General features: G+C 56.3%; 14 protein-coding genes. 11 read left to right on the top strand and 3 right to left on the bottom strand.

Going from position 1 to position 23,032, the window contains the following annotated elements; genetic code table 11:
* Nucleotides 1-42: 42 nt before the first annotated feature.
* The 7 genes from JUK32_RS21540 (at nucleotide 43) to JUK32_RS21510 (ending at nucleotide 11,341) form a co-directional block, all read left to right on the top strand.
* Nucleotides 43-1,035: a pentapeptide repeat-containing protein gene (locus JUK32_RS21540; protein WP_204140930.1), complete on the top strand. Its 993-nt coding sequence runs from the start codon at nucleotides 43-45 to the stop codon at nucleotides 1,033-1,035.
* A gap of 30 nt (nucleotides 1,036-1,065) precedes the next feature.
* Nucleotides 1,066-1,680 carry a class I SAM-dependent methyltransferase gene (locus JUK32_RS21535; RefSeq protein ID WP_204140929.1) on the top strand — a complete coding sequence of 205 codons (615 nt, stop codon included), beginning with the start codon at nucleotides 1,066-1,068 and terminating at the stop codon, nucleotides 1,678-1,680.
* Nucleotides 1,681-1,710: 30 nt separating this feature from the next.
* The gene (locus JUK32_RS21530; protein WP_204140928.1) at nucleotides 1,711-3,114 is read left to right on the top strand and encodes an aldehyde dehydrogenase; all 1,404 of its coding nucleotides are present in this window, start codon (nucleotides 1,711-1,713) and stop codon (nucleotides 3,112-3,114) included.
* A gap of 216 nt (nucleotides 3,115-3,330) precedes the next feature.
* A complete protein-coding gene (locus JUK32_RS21525) occupies nucleotides 3,331-4,968 on the top strand; it encodes a DUF2079 domain-containing protein (RefSeq protein WP_204140927.1) in 1,638 nt (545 codons plus the stop codon).
* 731 nt (nucleotides 4,969-5,699) lie between these two features.
* Nucleotides 5,700-9,500 (top strand): pyruvate:ferredoxin (flavodoxin) oxidoreductase, encoded by a 3,801-nt coding sequence (gene nifJ / locus JUK32_RS21520; RefSeq protein ID WP_204140926.1) that lies wholly within the window; start codon nucleotides 5,700-5,702, stop codon nucleotides 9,498-9,500.
* Nucleotides 9,501-9,572: 72 nt separating this feature from the next.
* Complete coding sequence (locus JUK32_RS21515) at nucleotides 9,573-10,595, top strand: dihydroorotate dehydrogenase-like protein (RefSeq protein WP_204140925.1); 1,023 nt, start codon at nucleotides 9,573-9,575, stop codon at nucleotides 10,593-10,595.
* 308 nt (nucleotides 10,596-10,903) lie between these two features.
* Nucleotides 10,904-11,341, top strand: coding sequence for a hypothetical protein (locus JUK32_RS21510; protein WP_204140924.1), 438 nt, complete (start codon nucleotides 10,904-10,906; stop codon nucleotides 11,339-11,341).
* Nucleotides 11,342-11,487: 146 nt separating this feature from the next.
* On the opposite strand, the gene JUK32_RS21505 is transcribed toward JUK32_RS21510, so the two are convergent.
* From JUK32_RS21505 to JUK32_RS21495, 3 genes are all read right to left on the bottom strand, one after another.
* On the bottom strand, nucleotides 11,488-11,952 hold the full coding sequence (locus JUK32_RS21505; protein ID WP_239112932.1) for an N-acetyltransferase: 465 nt from the start codon (nucleotides 11,950-11,952) through the stop codon (nucleotides 11,488-11,490).
* A 14-nt stretch (nucleotides 11,953-11,966) separates the two neighbouring features.
* Entirely contained in the window at nucleotides 11,967-12,179 is a 213-nt protein-coding gene (locus JUK32_RS21500) for a hypothetical protein (protein WP_204140923.1), read from the bottom strand.
* Nucleotides 12,180-12,331: 152 nt separating this feature from the next.
* Nucleotides 12,332-14,260, bottom strand: coding sequence for a sodium:solute symporter family protein (locus JUK32_RS21495; RefSeq protein ID WP_204140922.1), 1,929 nt, complete (start codon nucleotides 14,258-14,260; stop codon nucleotides 12,332-12,334).
* Nucleotides 14,261-14,611: 351 nt separating this feature from the next.
* Between JUK32_RS21495 and murI the strand changes: the two genes are divergently transcribed.
* The 4 genes from murI to JUK32_RS21475 all read left to right on the top strand — a co-directional run bounded on the left by murI (nucleotide 14,612) and on the right by JUK32_RS21475 (nucleotide 22,548).
* Entirely contained in the window at nucleotides 14,612-15,469 is an 858-nt protein-coding gene (gene murI / locus JUK32_RS21490; RefSeq protein ID WP_204140921.1) for a glutamate racemase, read from the top strand.
* A 185-nt stretch (nucleotides 15,470-15,654) separates the two neighbouring features.
* Nucleotides 15,655-16,314 (top strand): ParA family protein, encoded by a 660-nt coding sequence (locus JUK32_RS21485; protein ID WP_204140920.1) that lies wholly within the window; start codon nucleotides 15,655-15,657, stop codon nucleotides 16,312-16,314.
* The gene (locus tag JUK32_RS21480) at nucleotides 16,311-17,102 is read left to right on the top strand and encodes a hypothetical protein (protein ID WP_204140919.1); all 792 of its coding nucleotides are present in this window, start codon (nucleotides 16,311-16,313) and stop codon (nucleotides 17,100-17,102) included. The genes JUK32_RS21485 and JUK32_RS21480 overlap by 4 nt, the downstream gene beginning before the upstream one ends.
* 523 nt (nucleotides 17,103-17,625) lie before the next feature.
* A complete protein-coding gene (locus JUK32_RS21475; RefSeq protein WP_204140918.1) occupies nucleotides 17,626-22,548 on the top strand; it encodes a PAS domain S-box protein in 4,923 nt (1,640 codons plus the stop codon).
* The last annotated feature ends 484 nt before the right edge of the window (nucleotides 22,549-23,032 follow it).

Genomic DNA, 23,032 nt, shown 5'->3' with positions numbered 1-23,032 from the left:
GCTTCGGCTTTGCGTGATCTGCTGCCATAGTGCCCTTCGCTCATGACCCCACAAGAACTCCTCAAACGCTATGCCGCAGGCAAAACCAACTTTAAGGGCTTTTCCCTCAACGGGATTGATCTATCGGGAGCAGATTTGATTGGGGCGAACCTACAACTGGCCGATTTAGAAAGTGCTAATCTCACCTTTGCCTTTCTCACCCGGGCCAACTTTCAGCAAACCAACCTGTCTAAGGTACAACTGTCGGGGGCCAATCTCAATCAGGCCAATCTGAGTAAAGCCAACCTCAGCGACGCGAATTTGCATGGCGTCAGCTTGCAAGGGGCTGACCTGCGGAGTGCGCAGCTGATGCTGGCCGATCTGATGGATGCCAATTTGATTGAGGCAGATTTACGCAATGCCGACCTCAGTGGGGCGAACCTGACCGGAGCCTGCTTGCGGGGAGCCAACCTACGGCAGGAAGATCGCAAGTATGTCGCGAATTTGCGCGGGGCGAACCTCCATCAGGCCGATCTCGAAGGAGCGAATTTGCGCGGGGCCGATTTGGCCTACGTCGATTTGAGTGAGGCGAACTTGGCAAATGTCACCTTTCAAAACGCCGATTTACATGGTGCCAATTTGTCCAAGGCCTATCTGAAAGAGGCCAACCTGAGTGACGCTAAGCTGGCCGGGGCCAATCTCGCCGAGGCCGATTTGACCAATGCCTCGGTCAATCGAGCGGACTTGTCGGAGGCGACGCTGACCCAGGCGACGATGTATGACATTCGCCTGACGGATGCGATTTTGCGGCAGGCCAATTTGCAGGATGCCGTGTTAACGCGCGGCAACTTGAATCTCGTGGACTTGAGCCGCGCTGATTTGAGTCGCGCCCAATTGCAATCGGCCACGTTGATTGAGGCGTATTTAGGTCGCACCAATTTAACCGGAGCCGACTTGACTGACGCAATTCTCACCCGCGCTGAAATCAGCAGTGCGATCCTCATAGACGCGATTTTGACGGGCACCACCATGCCGGATGATACTATCCACGCTTAATTTTGCTGACCTTAACTGCGGTGAGGAACGATGGATAAACGGACGTTTTTTGACCGTTGGGCACCCATTTACGACGGGTTACTGCCGTCGGTGTTTTATCAGGCGGTGCATGTGCGCCTGCTGGAATATGTGGATCTGCCGGAGCCTGCTCACGTACTGGATGTGGGCTGCGGCACGGGCAAATTGTTGCATCGCCTCGCCCAGCGATCGCCGACCCTGTCCGGCGTCGGGCTGGATTGGTCGCCGGGCATGTTGGCCCAAGCGCGCAAACAGAGTCTTGACCGCGATCGCCTCCAGTTTGTCGAGGGCAATGTGACCGAGGCGGCGTTTGCCCCCCAGACGTTTGATGCCGTGTTTTGCTGCATTAGTTTTTTGCATTATCCCGATCCGGTGGCGGCGCTGCGGGCGATCGCCCCCGTGCTAAAGCCAACGGGACACTTTTATCTAGCCGACTTCACCCCGCCCGCCTGGATGGGCCAAGATATTTCCCATCGGGGTATTACGCCCGCTGGCGTCACCTTTTACACCGCAGCGGCGCGGGCGGCATTGGGGGAACAGGCCGGATTGCAGTGCGATCGCCATGCTTATCTGTTAGGCCCAGTGATGCTGACGCAATTTTCGCCGTCGGTCGTCAGTTATTTATGATGGGGAAGCAGACGCTATCGGTCCCCCCCTATGACGGCCCTCTCTACGCCGGAACAATCTATCGAGTCCCAGGCAGCGGCGCTGCTCCACGCGCAGCGAGCCTACTTTGCCACGGGGGCAACACAGCCCGTTGAGTTTCGGCTGACCCAGCTCAAACGGTTACAAACGGCCATTATTGAGCGCCAGGATGACATCGTTGCCGCCGTGACTGCCGATTTAGGTCGGCCCGAGTTTGAGAGCTATTTTGAAATTGGGGTGCTGGACGAACTGAAATATGTGCTCAAGCGGTTGAAAAAGTGGGCCAAGCCACGACGGGTGGGCCTGCCATTGACGCAACTGCCGGGATCAGCCTGGGTGCAGCCTGATCCCCTGGGCGTGGTGCTCATCATTGGCCCGTGGAATTACCCTTTTCAACTCGTGATTTCGCCGTTGATTGGGGCGATCGCGGCAGGCAACTGTGCGCTGATCAAACCCTCAGAAATTGCCCCGGCGATGTCCAAAGTCGTGGCTGATTTAGTCCGCGACACGTTTCCTCCTGAATATATTGCCGTGATGGAAGGAGGCGCAGAAACGGCGCAGGCGCTGCTGGCTCAAAAGTTTGACCACATTTTCTTCACGGGCGGCACTCGCATCGGCCAGATTGTGATGGCCGCCGCCGCTCAACACCTGACCCCGGTGACGTTGGAGCTGGGCGGCAAAAGTCCCTGCATTGTGGATCAAGACGTTAATATCGCCGTCGCCGCCAAACGGATTGTGTGGGGCAAATTTGTGAATGCGGGGCAAACGTGCATCGCGCCCGATTATTTACTGATCCACGAATCCATCAAAGCGGAATTTTTGGCGGCGCTCAAAGACACCGTCCAGGCATTTTTTGGCGATGATCCGGCCCAGAGTCCTGACCTGGCAAGAATTGTGAGCGATCGCCAATTTGATCGCCTCACCACGCTCATGGCTGATGAGTCGCCCGATCTCGGCGGTGAAACCAATCGCGATGACCGCTACCTGGCCCCCACCATCTTGGCTGCGGTGACGTGGGACAGTCCCATCATGCAGGAAGAAATTTTTGGCCCGATTCTGCCGGTGCTGACCTACCGCAATATTGAGGAGGCGATCGCCCAAATCAACGCCCGCCCCAAACCGCTAGCCCTGTATCTGTTCACCAAAAATGAGGCGCTGCGTCAGCAAGTGCTCGGAACGACTTCATCGGGGGGTGTCTGCCTTAACGATGTCTTTTTGCAAGTGGCGATTTGGGGGCTGCCGTTTGGCGGTGTGGGCGACAGCGGCATCGGGGCCTACCACGGCAAAACCAGTTTCGAGACCTTTTCGCACATGAAAAGCGTGCTCAAAAAGCCGCTTTGGTTTGATCTCGCCTGGCGCTATGCCCCCTATGCGGGTAAGCTCGACTTCTTCAAAAAGGTCATCGGATCGCCATGAGCGATCGCCACGCGGCACTAACCACCCCACCTCCGAGTTCATAGCAGCCTATGCCAGGGTGATGGGTAGCAGGGGCAGCGGCAGCGACTGGATCCGATGAGATGGGCTCAGCAAACAGCCAGCGTTTGCCGGCGAGGTTGGGGACTGGCCGATATTTTTGATTTTCCGCACCAGTGCCAGTGAGAATAGGGAAGCCCTGTTACGTGCTGGAACTGTATGCGTGCTTTGGACTGGATAACGAATCATCGACGGTTGCTATGGGCCGCCGGTATCTTTTGGTTACTGATGGTGCTCAGCATTCTCAACCGTCACTGGGCCATGTACCCGTCGTTTTCTACCCATGATCAGGGCATTTTTAACCAGATTTTCTGGAACGGCACCCACGGTCAATTTTTTCAGGGCACGCTCTCATCGGGCGAGTCGGCGGCGGTGCTCTTTGGCGGGCAAGTTCCGGATGTGACATATCAGCGGTTAGGCCAGCATTTCACCCCGATCCATCTACTGTGGCTACCGCTCTATTATCTGTTTCCCCACTCAGCGACGCTGCTGGTGTTGCAGGTGACGTTGGTGACTGCCGGGGGAGTGGCGCTGTACTGGTTGGCACGACAGCGATTGTCTGAGCAGGTATCACTGTGGATCACGTTGGGCTATTTTTGTGCGCAAGCCGTCATTGCGCCGCATCTGGCGAATTTCCATGACTTTGCCCAGATTCCGCTGGGGATATTTTTGCTGCTGCTAGCCGTGGAGCGCCAACGGTGGGGGTGGGCGATCGCTGCCACGGGGCTCGTTTTCCTCTGCCGCGAAGATGTCGGCATCATCTTGTTTGGCTTTGGGCTATATTTTTTGCTGAGTCGGCGGCATCTCTGGTTTGGCAGTGGCTTGTGTGTGGCGAGTGTGGCCCATCTCGTGATCACCACGACGGTGCTAATGCCCCTGTTTTCAGAGGAGGTGGGCACGAACTTTTTGGCCTTTTCTTACGCTAACTATGTCACGGGCGACGCCTCCACGGTGGATTTATTGGTGGCGTTTCTGCGGCGGCCCGATCGCGTGCTGGTCGATCTCTTTATGCCGTTGGGCAATACCGTGCGGTTCATGTTGGGGCACTGGTTGCCGCTGCTGTTTGTGCCTGCGATTTCTCCCGCTGCTTGGCTTTGCACTGCGCCGCCGTTAGCCACGTTGCTGTTGCGATCGGATACTCATATCGCGCTGTCGATGCAGCTCCGCTATACCGTGATGGTGGTGCCGGGCATGTTTTACGGGGCGGTGGTGTGGTGGAGCCATCATGGGCAAAAGTTGTCCCGACGCACTCGCAGTTTGTGGGCGGCGTGCCTCTGTCTCAGTTTGCTCTTTACCTTCACGCTCAATCCGTCGCGCACGTGGTCGTTCATCATTCCCGATTCGGTGGATCCGTGGGTGCATCTAACGTTGACGAAGCAGTGGGGCCACGCCAACACGGTGCGATCGCTGCTCCCCCAAATTCCCGCCGAGGCGAGCGTCACCGCCACGGATAACTTGCTGCCCCACGTGTCGGGACGGCGAGCGGTGTTGCGCTTTCCAGCGCTCCAGTTTCGGGATGATGTCGGAGCGACCTCCGAGGTGGACTATGTACTGGTGGACTTTTGGCAGTTGCAGCAGTACGCGGGAGCGTTTTCGGGATCTCGCGATCGCCTGCTGGAATGGCTGCCCATCGTGCAAGGGCTACTGGAGGGCGATCGCTACGGGATCGTCGCGGCGGCTCCAGGTATCTTTTTACTACAGCGCGACACCCCCTCGGCACCCACCACCCTGACTGAGTGGCAAGCTTTTCAAGCCGCCATCTGGGAGACCTGGGAAGGTAGCTCAAACCAACCTTGAAAGAATGTTAGCAAAAAAGAAAAACAATCTAAAGAAGGGGAGATTGACGCCTCTAAAAAGGGGTTGGAAATCTGAATGTCAAATTAAGATTTTTAGCCGTAAAAAGTCATGAAGCCGCCGCTCCATGACGAGGCCGATGAATTAGCCCGTGTGTAGTTTGACTTCAGTAATTCTGCGTAAATCAGCGATGAGAATTTTGACCGCGCAAACACATCCAATTTCTCAATCACTTTTCCGAAGTAAAAACTTAAGTCTTGACCACGATTGTCGTTTAATGCAAATAAAAGTCAAGGTTTAATACAGAAGATTGATTTTTTAATATGCCTTCTGTGCAAGGCTTTCAGGCCTTAACTTCAATGAACTGTGAGCGTTGACTGGACTTTTTTGGGGTGTGTTATCAGGGCCTGACATGCGGGGATAAAGTTTAGCTAAAAAGCCGAGCCTAGTTAAGTTTCCAGTGGCAATATGTGAGGTATACAAGGTCCAAAAATCCCTGTCTGCGACTTAGCATTAGCCGATAGAGATAATTTTTGAACATGAAAGATCTTGTATCTTGTCTCAACAAAACAGCGGCTGATTGTCTGTATGAGCTGAAAATAGATTTGCGATGCTGGGGCGATTTGAGCTAATGAGGTTGGCGAAAAGTTGCTCCCGTATTCAGACCTAAGGGTAGATCAGCGCTTGCGGAAATTATCGTTATTTCGTTGCCCAGCACACCTAGAGGGCCCACCATGACAGAACAACTTTTTGCCACCCTAGATGGAAATGAAGCGGTCGCCCGGGTCGCTTATCGCCTCAGCGAGGTCGTCGCTATTTATCCCATCACGCCGTCGTCACCCATGGGGGAATGGTCGGATGCTTGGGCCTCTGCCGAGCGTCCGAATATTTGGGGCACGGTGCCCTCGGTGGTCGAAATGCAGAGTGAAGGCGGGGCGGCGGGGGCTGTGCATGGGGCACTCCAGGCAGGCTCGGTGACCACGACCTTTACGGCCTCCCAGGGACTGATGTTGATGCTCCCCAACCTCTACAAAATTGCGGGGGAATTGACGCCAGCGGTGATCCACGTGGCGGCGCGATCGCTGGCGGCACAAGCCCTATCAATTTTTGGGGATCACGGTGACGTGATGGCGGCGCGCACCACCGGCTGCGCCATGCTGTGTTCGGCCTCGGTGCAAGAAGCGCAAGATTTGGCGGCGATCGCTACCAAGGCCACCCTGCAATCCCGCATTCCCTTTCTCCACTTTTTCGACGGCTTCCGCACCTCCCACGAAGTGCAGAAGGTAGAGCTGATCCCCGATGCGGTTTTGGAAGAATTTGTGCCGCTGGACCTGGTGCTGGCGCACCGGGCGCGATCGCTCACCCCGGATCGCCCCGTGATTCGCGGCACCGCCCAAAACGCCGACGTGTATTTCCAGGGGCGGGAAACGGTGAACCGCTTTTACTACGACTGTGCCGACGCGGTACAGCAGGCGATGGATGAGTTCGCGGCGCTGACTGGACGCCAGTACAAGGTGTACGAATACCACGGTGCCCCCGATGCCGAAAAAGTGGTGGTGCTGATGGGCTCAGGCTGCGAGACCGCCCACGAAACGGTGGACTACCTGACTGCCCAGGGCGAAAAGGTCGGCATTTTGAAGGTGCGGATGTATCGGCCCTTTGACTCCATCGAGTTTATGAAGGCGCTGCCGAAGACGGTAAAGGCGATCGCGGTGCTCGATCGCACCAAGGAACCCGGTGCCCCCGGTGAGCCGCTCTATCTCGATGTCGTTCACGCCGTCCACGAACTGCCGAAGCAAGAAGGCACCGTGCATTTAGAAGGCGACGAAGAACATCCTCACTTTGTTTATCCTCGCGCCTCGTATCCCAAGGTGATCGGTGGCCGCTATGGCCTATCGTCTAAAGAATTCACCCCGGCGATGGTCAAGAGCGTCTTCGACAATTTGGGCCAGGATCATCCCCAAAACCACTTCACCATCGGCATCCACGATGACGTCACGCTGACCTCTCTGGACTGGGATCCCAGCTTCACCATCGAGCCGGATAGCGTGGTGCGCGGCATCTTCTACGGGTTGGGATCGGACGGTACCGTCGGCGCGAACAAAAACTCCATCAAAATCATTGGTGGCGACACTGACAATTACGCCCAGGGCTACTTTGTCTACGATTCCAAAAAGTCTGGCTCGGTCACCGTGTCGCACCTGCGCTTTGGGCCTGAGCCCATTCGCTCCACGTATTTGATCGACAGCGCAAATTTCGTCGCCTGCCACCAGTGGGAATTTTTGCAGCAGTTGGAGATTCTCAAAGAAGCCAAAGTGGGCGGCACATTCCTGATCAACTCGCCCTTTGATGAGGCCCAAGAAACCTGGATGCGCTTGCCCGCCGCGATGCAACAAACGATTGTGGACAAGCAGTTGCAGGTGTACGCCATTAACGCCTTCAAAGTGGCGAATGAAGCGGGAATGCGGGGCCGCATTAATACGGTGATGCAGACCTGTTTCTTTGCGCTGTCGGGGGTGCTGCCGAGGGAGGAGGCGATCGCCGCCATCAAACAGGCCATTCGCAAAACCTACGGCAAAAAAGGCGAAGAAATCGTCAATATGAACATCAGCGCTGTGGATAACACCCTCAGCTACCTGTACGAAGTGCCCGTCGGCCCCCTCTCTACCGAGGGCGCAACCCACCAATGGGTACCCGATACCGCGCCCACTTTTGTCAAAGACGTGCTGGGATCGATCATGGCTCGCCACGGCGACGATCTGCCGGTCAGTGCGCTCCCCTCAGACGGCACCTATCCCACGGGCACCACGCAATATGAAAAGCGGAACGTGGGCCAGGAGATTCCCACCTGGGATCCCGATGTGTGTGTGCAGTGCGGCAAGTGCGTCATGGTGTGTCCCCACGCGGTGATTCGCTCGAAGGTTTACGAACCGGAACAGTTAGAACATGCCCCCACTGCCTTTAAGCACACCGGGGCCAAGGACAAAGCCTGGTCAGATCTGCAATTCACCATTCAAGTGGCGGCGGAAGACTGCACTGGCTGCGCCATCTGTGTCGAAGTCTGTCCCGCGAAGAACAAGGCAGAACCCAGCAAAAAAGCCATCAACATGGAGGCCCAACTGCCCCTGCGGGCACAAGAGCGGGAAAACTGGGACTTCTTCCTCGACTTGCCCAATCCCGCGCGGGATGGCCTGAATTTGAACAAAATCTCCCACCAGCAAATGCAGGAGCCGCTGTTTGAGTTTTCCGGGGCGTGCGCGGGCTGTGGCGAAACGCCCTACATCAAGCTGGCGACGCAGTTGTTTGGCGATCGCATGTTGATTGCCAACGCCACGGGCTGTTCCTCCATTTACGGCGGCAACCTGCCCACCACCCCCTACACCAAAAATGCTGAGGGTCGCGGCCCCGCCTGGTCGAACTCTCTGTTTGAAGACAACGCCGAATTTGGCATGGGCTTCCGCCTGTCCGTCGATAAGCAAAGCGAGCAGGCCGTCGAACTGCTGCAATATCTCGCCTTCGAACTCAACGGCTCCTCCCGGATTCCTGGTGACCTGGCGACTCATTTGCTGAACAACACGCAAAAAGATGAAGCTGACATTGTCGAACAGCGGGAATGGGTCGAGGCGTTGCAAGGGCATCTGGACAACTGGCTGGTCGGACTCGACACCGATCCTGAGAGCCGCGCGCCGGGACTGCGCAACCGCCTGCTCAACCTGAAGTCGCTCGCTAATTACCTGGTGCGTAAGAGCGTGTGGATTGTTGGCGGTGACGGCTGGGCCTACGACATCGGCTACGGCGGTTTGGATCATGTCCTCGCCAGCGGTCGCAACGTGAACGTGCTGGTGATGGATACCGAGGTGTATTCCAACACGGGCGGGCAAATGTCCAAGGCAACCCCGCGCGGAGCCGTGGCCAAGTTCGCAGCGGGTGGCAAACCGGCTCCCAAGAAGGATCTGGGGCTGATGGCGATGACCTATGGCAATGTATACGTCGCCAGCGTGGCGATGGGGGCGCGCAACGAGCACACCCTCAAAGCCTTCCTGGAAGCGGAATCCTACGAAGGCCCGTCGCTGATTATGGCTTACTCCCACTGCATCGCCCACGGCATCAATATGGCGAAGGGCATGGGCCAACAACAACTCGCGGTGGAGTCTGGGCGCTGGCTGCTGTATCGCTATGATCCCCGCAAGGGGGAACAGGGCGAGAATCCGCTAATGCTGGATAGCAAGACGCCGAAGAAGTCGCTGGAAGAAGCCATGTACAGCGAAAACCGCTTCAAGATGCTGCTCCGCAGCGATCCCGCAGCGGCGAAGACGCTCTTGAAACAGGCTCGCGAAGATGTCTCGACCCGCTGGCACATGTATCAGTATCTGGCGGCTCGCAATCCCGCCGATGAACCGGAGATGCCAGTCCGCAAGGCCTATCAGCCCCGCAAAGAGGCCGCCGCCGGCAACGTTAAGGCGGTGAAGTCGCCAGGGGAACCAAAGACCGACTCGCAAGATTCCGGCTCGAATCCCGCTAATACGTCGGCTTAGAGGCTGCCAGAACTCCGGCTTCTGGCAGAAGCCGGAGTTCTTCACCCAACTCACCTTTGATGGAGAACAACGATGGACTTAACCACGACCTATCTGGGCCTGACGCTGAAATCCCCCTTGGTGGTGGGCGCGGCTGCCCCGTTGACGGAAGAGCTGAGTAACATTCGGTGGCTCGAAGATTCAGGAGCAGCGGCGATCGTGCTGCATTCCTTATTTGAAGAGCAGATCCGCCGGGAGCGGATGGAGCTCCATCACCATATGGAATACGGCACTGAGAGCTTTGCCGAAGCCCTGACCTATTTTCCGGAACCGGAAGTTTTTCATGTCGGCACTGAGGCCTATCTCGACCACATTCGGATCGCCAAGACCATGGTCGATGTGCCCATCATTGGCAGCTTGAATGGTTTTACCCTCGGCGGCTGGACGGATTACGCCCAGCAGATGGAGGAGGCCGGGGCAGATGCGATCGAGCTGAACATCTACTGGATTCCGACTGACCTGGATATGTCCGGCGCGGATGTAGAGCAGCATTACTTCGATGTGGTTCACGCTGTCAAAGCAGCGGTGAACATTCCCCTCGCGGTGAAGCTCAGCCCCTATTTCAGCAATACGGCGTACATGGCGAAGCGACTGTGCGCAGCGGGGGCCGATGGGCTGGTGCTGTTCAACCGCTTCTATGAGCCGGATATTGATATTGAAAATCTGGAAGTGCAGCCCAGCCTGATTCTCAGCCATCACTCGGATATGCTGCTGCCGCTGAACTGGATTGCCCTGCTGCACGATCGCATTCCCGCTAGCCTAGCCGCGACGACGGGCATCAACAAGGCGGAAGACGTGATCAAAATGCTGATGGCAGGGGCGGACGTAACGATGCTGGTGGCCACCCTACTGCGCCACGGCATCGGCCATCTCAAAACCATTGAGGAAGACCTCATCACCTGGCTGCACGATCACGAGTACGAATCCCTCGACATTCTGCGGGGCAGCATGAGCCAGGGCAATAGCCCCAACCCCAGTGAGTTTGAGCGGGTGCAGTACATGCGGGCGGTGCAGTCCTATCATCCGATTTGGGAAGCGAACGTGCCGTCCACATAACGCTCAGCGACGATTTTCAAATCGGCCTGTCGGCTGGCAAACCGCTGCTCTTAACATTGGGGCGGCGTTTTTTATGCCCAAAACCGCGATCGCGTTGCGTTTGCTAACAGAGATTTTGGTCAAAGCAGATAACCCGTTATCCTCAGCCAATAGACGTGCCAACCATCCGACACCGTTGAAGGTGGTGGGTGGGCGATCGCTCACTCCCCTATCTCCGGTATCCCATGCACCCGATTTCGCTGATTTTTCTTGGACTCTGCGCTTTTCTATTGGGTTTTTGGCTCGTGCGCAAGCTGGAAAGGCGCAAAGTGAAATCATCTGGCCCATCGGGCACCCTTACCCCCGCTTATTCTGCCCCGACTAGGCCCACCCACAAGGCTGATCAGCCATGGGAAGCAGACGCGGCCCCCGCATCGCTCGCCATCGAGCCACCTCAGACTGCTGACGCTAATCAAGGAACCGTTTCAGCCGAGAGTCGCGATATTCGGGATCTGATTTTAGAAAATCGTCAGTCAGAAGCCATCAACTACCTTCATGAGCAACAAGGCTGGGATCTTCAACACGCTAAAGACTACATCGACCAGCAGGAGCAGCAGCAATCGTCCAGAGACCTCGACCCTGAGGTGATCGCTACAGCCCGAAAACTGCTGGCCGAACATCGAAAAGTGACGGCGGTCAAGCTCATCTATGACCACACTGGATGGAGCTTGAAAGCCGCCAAAGATTACGTGGAAAATTCCCTGTAGGGGCGAGGCAGGCTCGGAATGACGCATCGGATCAGCCAGATTGTGGCATCGAGCCTGCCTCGCCCCTACGGTCAGGGTTTGATTAACCAGGTCGGCGTGATGGGTTTGATGAAATCCCAAACATTAATTCTGCAACTGCCGCGCCCCTACGGCAATGGTTTGGTCAGCCAGAGAGACTGGGTTTGATAGCCCAATTGGCGATACAGGGCGATCGCCCCCTCATTATCGGCAAAGACTTGCAGCGCAATTTGGCGATCGCCCCGCGTCTGTGCCCAGTCTTGCGCGTGGTTTAACAATGCCGTGGCAATGCCCTGGCGACGGTGTTCTGGGGCAACGTATACCGCCAGTACATAGCCGTGGCGATCGCCCTGCTGTTGGTCAATGGCATGGCCTAACCACAAAAATCCCACCGTTTGGCTGGGCTGGGCCTCCGTTTGCACCCACCACAGGGGAGTCTCTGGCGAAAAATGCTGTTCTACCGTCGCCGCCAAATGCTGAAGGCGATCGTTCCCCGTCGCGTCGCGATAGGTCTTGCCGAGAAATTTCACCAGCAGCGCCCGATCTTTGTCCGATCCCACTCGAAGTTGGTAGCCCGCGATCGCAAAGATCATTAATTCAAGCCTCGTTAGCTCAAGTCATCGGGCTGTCCGGTTAACAACCAGGAAATTTCGGGCGACTCGCTAGTGCTAGCGCCATCCCCTTGTCCCACGGGCTCCTCAATGGGGGCTGGGGCTCGCATGTCACCAGGCAAAAAGATCCGCGCACTCACCGCCAACATGGCAATTAAAAACGTGAGCACAATCAACAACGGCGCAATGTAAGCACGAAAAAATGACATGGCGTTTGAGAATAGAAGAACACTGGCGACCAACAGGTATCCGACCGTAGTAGGGGCGAGGCATTCTCGGAAGAACGTTTTGGATTAACCAGAGTGTTTCATCGAGAATGCCTCGCCCCTACCGGATCGCCCAATTCTCATCCTACCTGCTATCACAAACCATCCCCGATATCATCTAGGCCAGGGCGCGGCATGGGGGCAATGCGGGCGCGCTGCAACCGCCGCAGCCACACGCCACCGAGCACGGCAATGCTCAATCCCCACCAGCCCACCAGCGGTTGCAGTAGCAAAAAGCCGCCGATCGCAAACATCGTGCCAAACAGCAGCCCAATGGCCGCAATTACCTGACGCCCCTGCAACAGCAAATCCTGCTCTGGCAAAATGCCCGGTTGATCAAAACCAAGCTGCGGCCAGCCCCCCGCAAAGGAAATCAGGCGAATCGGCTGTTCGCCGACGGCAAGGCGCTGACGGTTCCAACCGGGGCCACCGGGCCGCACTTTTTGATAAAACTGGGCCAGTGTCTCGGGACTTTCCGCCGGGGTGAGATACATCGCGGCCACCCAAATCACCGTGGTGATGCTCGCAATCACCAGCAGCCGCTGCCCAAAATCGCTGGTCTGCAAAATGGTGACCCGCGACTGCACTGCCGCCAGCCAAATCACCAGGGGATTTTGCGCCGTTGCCGGATCGGCGATCGGCATCGTCAATAACCCAATGCAAAATCCTGCCAGCATAGAGGCCAACTCAGCCGCGGCGTTGATGCGCCACCAAAACCAGCGCAAAATCAGCACCAGGCCAGGCCCCGTACCGATCGCAATCACCAGGCGAAAAATCGTCGTCACATCTTGGGCAAAAAACGCCGCCGTCGCGCCCACCGCTGTCACCACCACCGACGCCACCCGACCGGCAAACACCAACTCCTCATCAGCCGCATCGCGATTGATAAACCGACCATATAAGTCATTGGTGAGATAAGACGCGCCCCAGTTAATCAGCGTCGACACCGTACTCATAAACGCCGCAATCAACGACGCCACCACTAAGCCCAACAGCACCGGGGGCAAAAAATCGAGCATCAGTAACGGATATCCTAGCTCCCGATCTTCCAGCGTGGGATAAACCACCAGGGCGACCAAGGCGACCACCACCCAAGGCCAGGTCCGCACGACATAATGCAAAATGTTGAAAAACCAAGCCGCCTTCTCCGCCTCGGCTTCATCTTTCGATGCGGCTAATCGCTGAATGAATTCGCCCCCCCCGTCACTGCGGCGAAAGGCCCACCATTGCAGGCCAATGTAAGCCAGGAAGGTGTTGACCGAAATTCCGGCGGTCTCGCTCCACCGAATCCCCCCGTCGCCCCATTTCAGCGGCACCAGCGCCAACGTATCGGGGCCAAACTGGGTATTGACTTGATCCACCAGGGAACCCATGCCGCCAATCTTGATGAGCGCGGCTCCGGCCACCACCATCGCGCCAAACAGCGCCAGAAAGAACTGAAAAAAGTCCGTGGCGACGACCCCCCACAGTCCCGAAAATCCCGCATAAACCAGCACAAATAGACTGACGCCGATGACGCTCCACAGCTTGGCATCGTCTCCCGGCTCAAAGCCCAGACTTTCCCACAGTTGCAGCGCTGTAATTACCTTGACCATCGCCAACATGGCATATCCGATCCCGATGCAGTTGATCGGCACGGCAAAGAGAAAGGCTTTGATGCCCCGCAGCCAAGCGCCCATATTCCCGCCATAGCGGAGCTCCGTCAGTTCGGCATCGGTGACGATTTCCGATCGCCGCCACAGCCGCGAGAATACGTAAATCATCACCACATGGGCGATGCCAAAGCTCCACCATTCCCAATTGCCCGCAATGCCCCGACTGCCGACGACTCCTGCAATGTAGAGCGGCGTATCGATGGAAAACGTGGTGGCGGCCATACTGGTGCCCGCCAGCCACCACGGCAGCGATCGCCCCGACACAAAAAAGTCCACCAGCGACCCCGACGCCCGACGTGATAAATACAGCCCCAGCCAGAGGGTCAACAGCAAATACGCCAAGACAATGAGCCAGTCAATCCAAATCATGGGTCGCCACGCATGAGAAACTCCTGGCTATCTTCTCACAAGGGTGGAAGGGGGGAGGGGGAGTTGATGGGGTAAGGGGAGGGGGTGAAGTAGATGGAGTTGATGGGGTAGGTGAGGTGGAGGGGGTAAGTGGAGTTGGTGAGAACAGGGGGGAGAGACGAGATGAGTTGTTGCGGCTCAGTGCCAAGACCCGCTTCACCTACCCTCACACCCTGCCACCCTGCCACCCGGCTTCGGCAGTATCAATCCCAGACAATCGATGAGACTTTGCAATCAGTGCGCGATCGCTACTGAAATTTCGAGAAACCCGACTAAACTCTTATCAACCTGATCAGATGCACTCGTTATCCTATGGCCTACCAGCGTGATTTCGCCTCAGCCCCCGTCAGCACTGCCCCCATTGGTATTTTTGATAGCGGTGTCGGTGGGTTGACCGTACTGCGAGAGATCGACCGTCAACTCCCGCACGAATCCATCTTGTATGTGGGCGATACGGCGCGCTTGCCCTATGGCGATCGCAGCCCCGACGAGATTTTGCAGTTCGTCCGCGAAATCATGACCTGGATGATGGCCCAGGGCGTCAAGATGGTGATGATGGCCTGTAACACCAGTTCCGCCCTCGCCTTAGAGCAGGTGCAAGCCGAATTTCCCATTCCCATTTTGGGCCTCATCCATCCCGGTGCTCGCGCCGCCGCCCAAGCCGGACAGCGCATCGGCGTTATTGCTACCCCCGCCACGGTTGCCAGCGATGCCTATCGTCAAGCCATTTTAGAAGTCGATGCCACGAAACAAGTTTGGCAAGTCGGGTGCCCAAAATTTGTACCCCTAATTGAGCAAAATCGGCTGCAACATCTAGAAACGGTTGAAGTGGCTAAGACCTATTTGCAACCCTTGATCGCGGCCAATATCGATACCCTCATTTACGGCTGCACTCACTATCCGCATTTGGCCCCGGTCTTCAAAACCTTCTTACCTGCCACCATTCAGCGGATTGATCCAGCCCAGTCAATGGTCAAAGCTGCGGTCAAAGAACTCGAACTCTTAGACCTGAAAAGCACGGTTCCTGGTCGCCCCACGCAATTTTTTGTGAGCGGTTGCCCCGACCAGTTTGCCCATTTGGCCGCCCGCCTGTTGGGGCCGACGCCCATGGTTGAACAGGTCAATTTTGAGCTCGCGGTGCAACCTTCCCAGCCCGGGCGGCGAGGGTAACGCGATCCCCTGTCACGGGTGGAGGCATCCAATTCATTCGTCTCCCAGGGCGGCGATCGTTCGCCTAATAATTTGTCGGATTGGGGAGTTAGGGCGATCGCATCTGCGATATAGTCATGCTGTCATGAGTCCGGCGCTGCGCTCTACAGGTCAGGGCTCTCCTCGCAAAGTAAAGGAGTACGGCCTTGGCCCGCCCGCGCAAGGAATCCTCTCCCCGTATCTTAGCTGTGCTCAACGGCAAAGGCGGCGTCGGTAAAACCACCACCGCTGTCAACATGGCTGCGATTTTGTCTGAGGCCCAACCCGTTTTGCTCGTGGATGCAGACCCCCAAGGTTCGGCCAGCTGGTGGGTGTCACGCAATCCTCAACCCGTGACGTTTGATATCACAACCGAGACAGACGCGACCCTGCTAGGCAAACTAAAGAAGGTTAACAATTATTCTTTGATCGTGGTGGACACCCCTCCGGCATTAAACTCGGATGCTTTAGCGGCAGTCGTACCCGTAGCAGATTACATTTTGCTGCCCACGCCCCCGGCCCCGATGGATCTGGCCGCTTTAGTCAATACAATCAAAACAGCGATCGCGCCTTCGGGGGTGGCCCATCGGGTCTTGCTCACCAAAGTGGACTCCCGTAGTTTGGCCGAGGCGGTCGAGGCGCAGCAAACCTTGAATAGCCTCAACATTCCCGCTTGTGCAACGGTCATTCGCACCTACAAAGCCCATGAACGGGCGGCCTTAGAGGGGGTACCTATCACCCAATGGCGCGGCCCTAACGGCAAAGAAGCCCGAGCCGATTATTACCGAGTTGCCGAAGAAATACAGCAAGACTGGAGCCTATCATGACCAAGAAAAACCTATCTGACTTGCTGAAAGAAGAGGCCAACGGTCCCGAAACCGCCGCTGATACATCGGCGAAAGAAAGTACGGCAAAAGCGGCTCCCGCCAAATCGGCACAGGCGAAAAAACCAACCGCTCGGACTTCTGCATCGCGGGCCAAATCGACCGCAGCGTCGAACAAGTCAGCCGCCCCCCGCAAGGCCACAACAACCAAAAGCACGACCCAGTCCACCAGTGCCAACAGTCGTACCGTCACCAAGGCCGAGCTAGAAAAGCAGGTGGCTCAACTCACCGCTGACCTGACCGCCGCCCAGAAAAAAGAAGCCGCTTTGGACAAGCAGGTGCAAGGGCTGCAAGAAGATTTGAACAACCAGCAAGAGCGTCTGTTTGAACTGAAAGACACGCTCGAAAAAGCCCAAAATGCGGCTAAGGCCGATGCCGACAAACTGCAGCAAGTCACCAAGGAATTAGAGGATGCTAAATCAGTCATTCTCAAGATGACCGAGACGGCTGAAGCAGCGCCGGTGGCTAAGCCCACGCCACCGGCTTCGACTCCGGCTCCCACGGCAGCTTCGCCAGAACTCGAACCTAAACCCGCACTGACCGTCAAACTTCCGCCTGGCGGGGGTGATATTTATCGCGGTCAGCGATTGCCCGCTTACAAATCTAGCGGGGGCGACATTTCCCGGGGTCGACGCTTGCCGGCCTACAAATCAGTGCCGGATTATGCGATCGATCACGGTGAGCAAAAGAACAAAATGCTCTCCGATGAAGAAATTGGCTGGGTCGATTAGCCCTGGGCGGGCAGCGTCCGCCCAGGTGACTTAGGGTTCACGATTACACGAACCCGGCTCTGACCGAATCAACCTGGTACCTAACAGTGAACAGCCGAGACGGCTGTTCCAGCTTCGTTCAATCTTCATTCATTAGCGACTTCAACACTCCATAGCGAAGTCAATTAAAGTTTGCCCCGGCAAGGAAAGCTCATGATTTCTCAGGGTTAGCTACCTGGCCGCTAGCCAATTCAGTCACTGAATTGACAACATTTATGAAGAAGCGGCTACAAGCAGCGACCTAACCAAAATCTTTGTGAAGCGGTTAGTGCCGTTGAGTGACGAATCAATCAAAACATATTGATTTTTGCCGAAATGAGACTTCGCTGCTAGCCGATCTGGATTGCGGAGATCTGTAAAGTTTTGGTGACTAACAAAAAAAATCAAGTCTGCGGAATCTAAATCCTTGGTGGGATGACACACAATATAAAGAGCGTCTGCTCAGTGTCTTCACTGTGGATAAGTTGCCTAGGTTGATTCCGAGATGCTTTTTTCCGTATTATCCCAGACTGACGACAGGGTGAATCAGGTCTTTGCATGTCTGACCGAAACGACCTTGCAGCTGCGCCATTGTGATGAGATGAAGTCGCTGCTGAATGTGGGAGTGCAGCAGATTCAACAGCTCTTTGAGGGCGATCGCGTTCTGATTTGTCGGGCCTCTACGGCGGCGCATGGCACCGTCATCGCCGAAGTGGTGGAGGACGGCTGGCGATCGCTGCTGGACACAACGCTTGCCATGCCCCCATTTACAGGTTCCCCGACGGTTGCTTACCTGGATACAGGGTGCGTGGCGATTGACCAGGTCGTGGACAGTCAGCTCGATGCCGCAGCGATCGCCGAGTTGACTCAGCACCAGGTCAAAGCCTGCTTGATCACCGGCATTTGGACCAATCCGCCCCCGACCGCAACGGCGGATGCGCCGCCGCAATTGTGGGGGTGGCTTGCGGTTCATCTATGTCGATCAAGCTGCTCCTGGCAGTTGGTGCATGGCTATGTGCTGCAACAAATTGGCGCATCTTTGGGAGCCGCCTTAGAGCAGTTGCAGTGGCGCGCACACCTGGAATCGGTGCAAAGTCAGGCGGCGACCACCGTGGCTAAAACGGCAGCCCAATATCAACAGGCGACCCAAGCTTGCTCTATCGGGGTTTGGGACTGGGATCTGCAAACCAACGACATCTTTCTCGACCCATTGCTGAAACACATGCTGGGCTATCGAGACGATGAGATTCGCAACCATATTGACGATTGGGCGCAGTATGTCTACGAGGCCGATCTGTCAGCGGTGATGGCGGCGGCAACCGAACATTTGGAGGGGCGATCGCCGGAATATCGGATAGAGCATCGTATGGTGCACCGCGATGGCCATCTCGTGTGGGTACTGGCCCAGGGGGTGGCGCTGCGATCGCCCGACGGCACCCCTTACCGCATGTTAGGCACCGACATTGACATTACCGATCGCAAGCGGTCGGAGCTCGCCTTAGCCCAGCAAACGCAGCAAGAGCGTGCCTTCAACGAGGTGGTGCAGGCGGTGCGCAATTCCCTCGATTTAGACACGATTTTTGTAGAAGCGGCGGCGGCAATTTCTGACTTGCTTAAGGGCGCGGTGTCGATTGTTCAATACCTGCCCACCGAAGGCTGTTGGCGGCATCAAGTGGTGTTTAACCAGGGCACCCGTCAGGCCATCAAGCTACATGTGGATGTGCCCGATGCCGACAATCCGTTTGCCGCGCAGCTCAAACGTTTGGCAGTGGTGCAAGTGGACAACACGGCAACCATTAAGGACCCCATTAACCGTCACCTGGCTGAAAATAGCCCCTATCAAGCTTGGCTGATGGTGCCCATCAGTGTGGAAGGGGTGATCTGGGGCGCTCTCACCCTCGCGCGTTCGCCCCAACCGCTGCCCTGGTTGGCCGAAGAGGTGCAGCTGGCGCAGCGGGTGGCTGACCAACTCGCGATCGCCATTCATCAAGCCAGTTTGTATCAACAATTGCAAGCGGCCCACGAGCGCGATGCCCTGGTGTTGCAAAGTATCGGCGAAGGCATTTGGGATTGGGAACCTAACGACGACGTCATCCTGGATTCCGACCGCTATTGGGAAATTCTCGGCTATGACCCGCAAATGCAAGGACTGAATAGTTTTGTGCGGGAGCTAGAACGCATCCATCCCGATGATCGAGCCATGGTGCGCGACACCGCGTATCGGCATCTATCTACGGGTGAGCCGTTTGCGATGGAATTTCGCATGCAGCATCGGCAGGGGCATTATCTCTGGATCCGGGCGCGGGGCCAGGCGGTGTGGAATGAGCAGGTGCACCCCATCCGGATGCTCGGCACCATTGAGGATATTAGCGATCGCAAGCAGGCAGAACTCGACCTGCAAGCCAGCGAAGCCTTCCGCCGCCAGGTCATGGAACTCGCCCCCATTCCCCTCTACATCTACAACCTTGAACAAGGGCAATTGACCTACTGCAACCCGGCCTACGAAGCCAATCTGGGCTATACCTTGGCAGAAATCAAAGCGCTGGGCCAAGACTTTTTACCGACCATCTTTCCCCGTGACGAATGCGACAAGATTGCCGCCTATGGCCGAGAGCTGCTCGCCGATCGCATGAACGAAATTTATGAATGGGAACATACCTGCCTTGGTAAAGATGGCAGCACCCAGTTTCTGCAAAACCGGGAAGTCATCTTGACCCGACAACCTGACGGCACACCGAAGGAGATATTGGGATTTGACATTAATCTGACTGAGCTCAAAGCCACCGAGGCCGCACTGCGAGAAAGCAACGCGCTCTATCAATCCTTGACTGCGGTCATGCCTCAATACCTCTATCGGCAAGACCAACAAGGGCGCATGGTATATGCTAATCCGGCGATGTTGCGCTGGTTGCAGATGTCGGCAGCGGAGATCATCGGTAAAACGGTCTATGATCTCTACCCCCTGGACTGGGCGACCCAGTATGACGCTGAAGATTGCCAAGTGTTCACGACGGGAAATACTTTTGACCAGATTGAGGAATTTCCACTCGCCGGGCAGGTTCCCCCCCTCTATTTACAAGTAGTGAAATCTCCGGTGCGTGATGGCGACGGCAATATTGTCGGGACTCAAGGCATCTTTTGGGATGTGACCGATCGCTGCCGTTTAGAGCAAGCACTGCAAGAATCCCGCGACGAACTGGCGATGATTTTGAACGGTTTGCACGCTGCCGTCGCCAAATTCCGCTTATCTGGTGACCTTCACGACTCGATTAATTACGATTACTACTCGCCCGGCACCGAAGCCGTCTTTGGTTACCCACCAGCCATGTTGCAGAGTCAGTCCCAACTCTGGCGATCGCGGGTAATTCCCGAAGATTTGGACAACATCATTGCCCCGGCGGTGCAAGACTTGCGCTCGGGCCAGCCCTACAAAACGATCGAATACCGCTTCCGGCATCCGGACGACTCGGTTCACTGGATTCAAGAAACGATCTCGGCCACCCAGCCAGCGGGACAGGACGATTGGATTTTCACTATCATCGCGACAGACATCAGCGATCGTAAACAGGCCGAAGTTGATCTCCAACAGACCCGTACCCTCCTGCAACAAGTGTTGAATCACTTGCCGGTCGGCGTTTTCGCCAAAACCGCTGACACCCTGCAATACACAGTCTGGAACGCAGCTTGCACTCAGTTGCTCGGTCTGACCGGCGATGAAGTACTGGGGCGCACAGATAATGAGTTGTGGCCCCCAGCCCTAGCGGAGCGCTGTATTGCCAATGATCGAGAGGCCATTGCCAGGCGTCAGCTTTGGGAACGTCCGGAAGAAGTCGTTTGCCTCGAATCTGGAGAACCGCTGATTATTCACAACCGCAAGGTCGCTGTTTATGATGCCGCTGGCGAAGCACAACTTGTCATCGGCATTGTCGACGACATTACCGCCCGCGTCACAGCGGAAACGGCCCTGCGTCAGCGAGAAGAGGAGTTTCGCACCCTCGCCGAAAACTCCCCGGATGGCATTTTGCGGCTAGATGCAGCGTGGCAAATTCAGTATGTCAACCCCACTGTCGAACGTCGCATGGCGATGCCACGGACTGAATTACTTGGCAAAAAACTAGCAGAACTGGGCTTTTCGGCTGATTTTTTAGGGTCGTGGCAAACAGCGATCGCTGAGGCCTTTGACTCTGGTCAAGAGCAGCTGTTGGAAACGCAGGAATCGCTCCCCGCCGGTATCTATGCATTTCAGTCGCGCATCGTCCCCGAGCGTAACGACCAGGGACACATCACCTCAGTGCTCATTGTGTCTCGTGACATTACCTCCCTCAAGCAAGCGCAAACCGCGCTGTTACGGCGTGCCAATCAAGAACATTCCCTGCGGATGATTACGCAGCATATGCGGGAATCGCTAGATTTTGATGCCCTGCTGGTAACGGCGGTGACAGAAGTGCAGCAGGCGCTCCATGCTGATCGCACCTTAATTTTTCAACTCACATCGAACCATGCTGGCGTAGTGATACAGGAAAGCGTTTGCCCAGAGTACCCCACAACCTTAGAAATGGGATGGGAAGATGAGCACTTTCCGCCCGACTGTTATGAGTTTTATCGGCAGGGGCAGGGGCGCATCGTCGCCGATATTACTCAAGATACTTGGGGTGCTTGTTTGACGGAGTTTATGCAGTCGGTGGGGGTGCAATCCAAAATGGTGGCACCCATCACGCAAACACAACTCGATGGCACGGTCTGCGTGTGGGGGTTGCTAATCACCCATGCCTGCAGGCATGGTCGTCATTGGGAGCCGGATGAATTGGAACTGTTGCAGCAGGTGGCACAGCAACTCGCAATTGCGCTGCAACAATGTGAACTGCATCAGCAACTGTTGGCGGCCAATCAAGAACTGGAGCATCTTTCTCGCACGGACGGGCTTACCCGCATTGCTAATCGCCGTCGGTTTGACGACACTCTGACTGTGGAGTGGCAACACGCCCAGCGAGCGCAGCAAGAACTCACGCTGATTCTGTGCGACATCGATTACTTCAAACAATATAACGACACCTATGGGCATCCGGCGGGGGATGATTGTCTGGTGGCGGTGGCCCAGGCGCTACAGGGCTGTGTCAATCGCGCCACGGACTGCGTGGCCCGCTACGGTGGCGAAGAATTTGCCATCATTTTGCCCCACACCAATCTGTCGGGGGCGATCGCGGTGGTGGAGCAGATGCAGGCGGCGATCGCTGCCCTCAATCTCACCCATGACACACATCCCACTGTCGACCGAATAACCCTCAGCTTCGGCATTACGGTGGCTCTGCCCACCCAGGTGCCCACTGCTAAAGACTTACTGGGGCGCGCCGACCTCGCCCTTTATCAAGCCAAGCAAGCAGGGCGCGATCGCTATGCGGTAGTGCCGCCCACCACCCTACATTCCTAATCGTCGTAACGGACTGTGCGGCAATATGTCCCTCATCTTTGCAACCTGCTTCCCTCTTCTGGGCCGTTCGATACATCAAAGGAGATGATCAAAGTTGAAAACTGGAGTTGTGCTTGCTTAGGAAAACCTCTCCTCACCTCTCCTTCGCAAAGCTACTGTGTATACATAACTCATCGGCCTCACGGATGGGCAAGTTTCCACCCCAGAAAGATGCCCTCACAGGTCTGTAATCCTCAATAGAAGGTGACGAGACCTGGCGGTCTTTGGCTTTGATACCCCGACCATCCGCCGAGCCGGACCATCAGCCAAGCGGCCCGCGCCAACGAGAACCGGGGATGGGGATTTTGCTGTTTGCGAGTCCGTCCGTTGAGGCTAGGGGACAACGGCTCTAGACAAGCCTGGTGTTGGGGACCTTAGTGGTGCAGAAAAGTCCTGAGAGTATTGATGTAGCTAGATTCTCAGATTGAGAAGGGGAGCCATCTGT

Origin of the sequence: Halomicronema sp. CCY15110, from assembly GCF_016888165.1 — a bacterium.
Classification (GTDB): Bacteria; Cyanobacteriota; Cyanobacteriia; order Phormidesmidales; family Phormidesmidaceae; genus Halomicronema.
The sequence above is the reverse complement of the archived record's forward strand: the minus strand, read 5'-3'. Positions and strand labels throughout refer to the sequence as shown.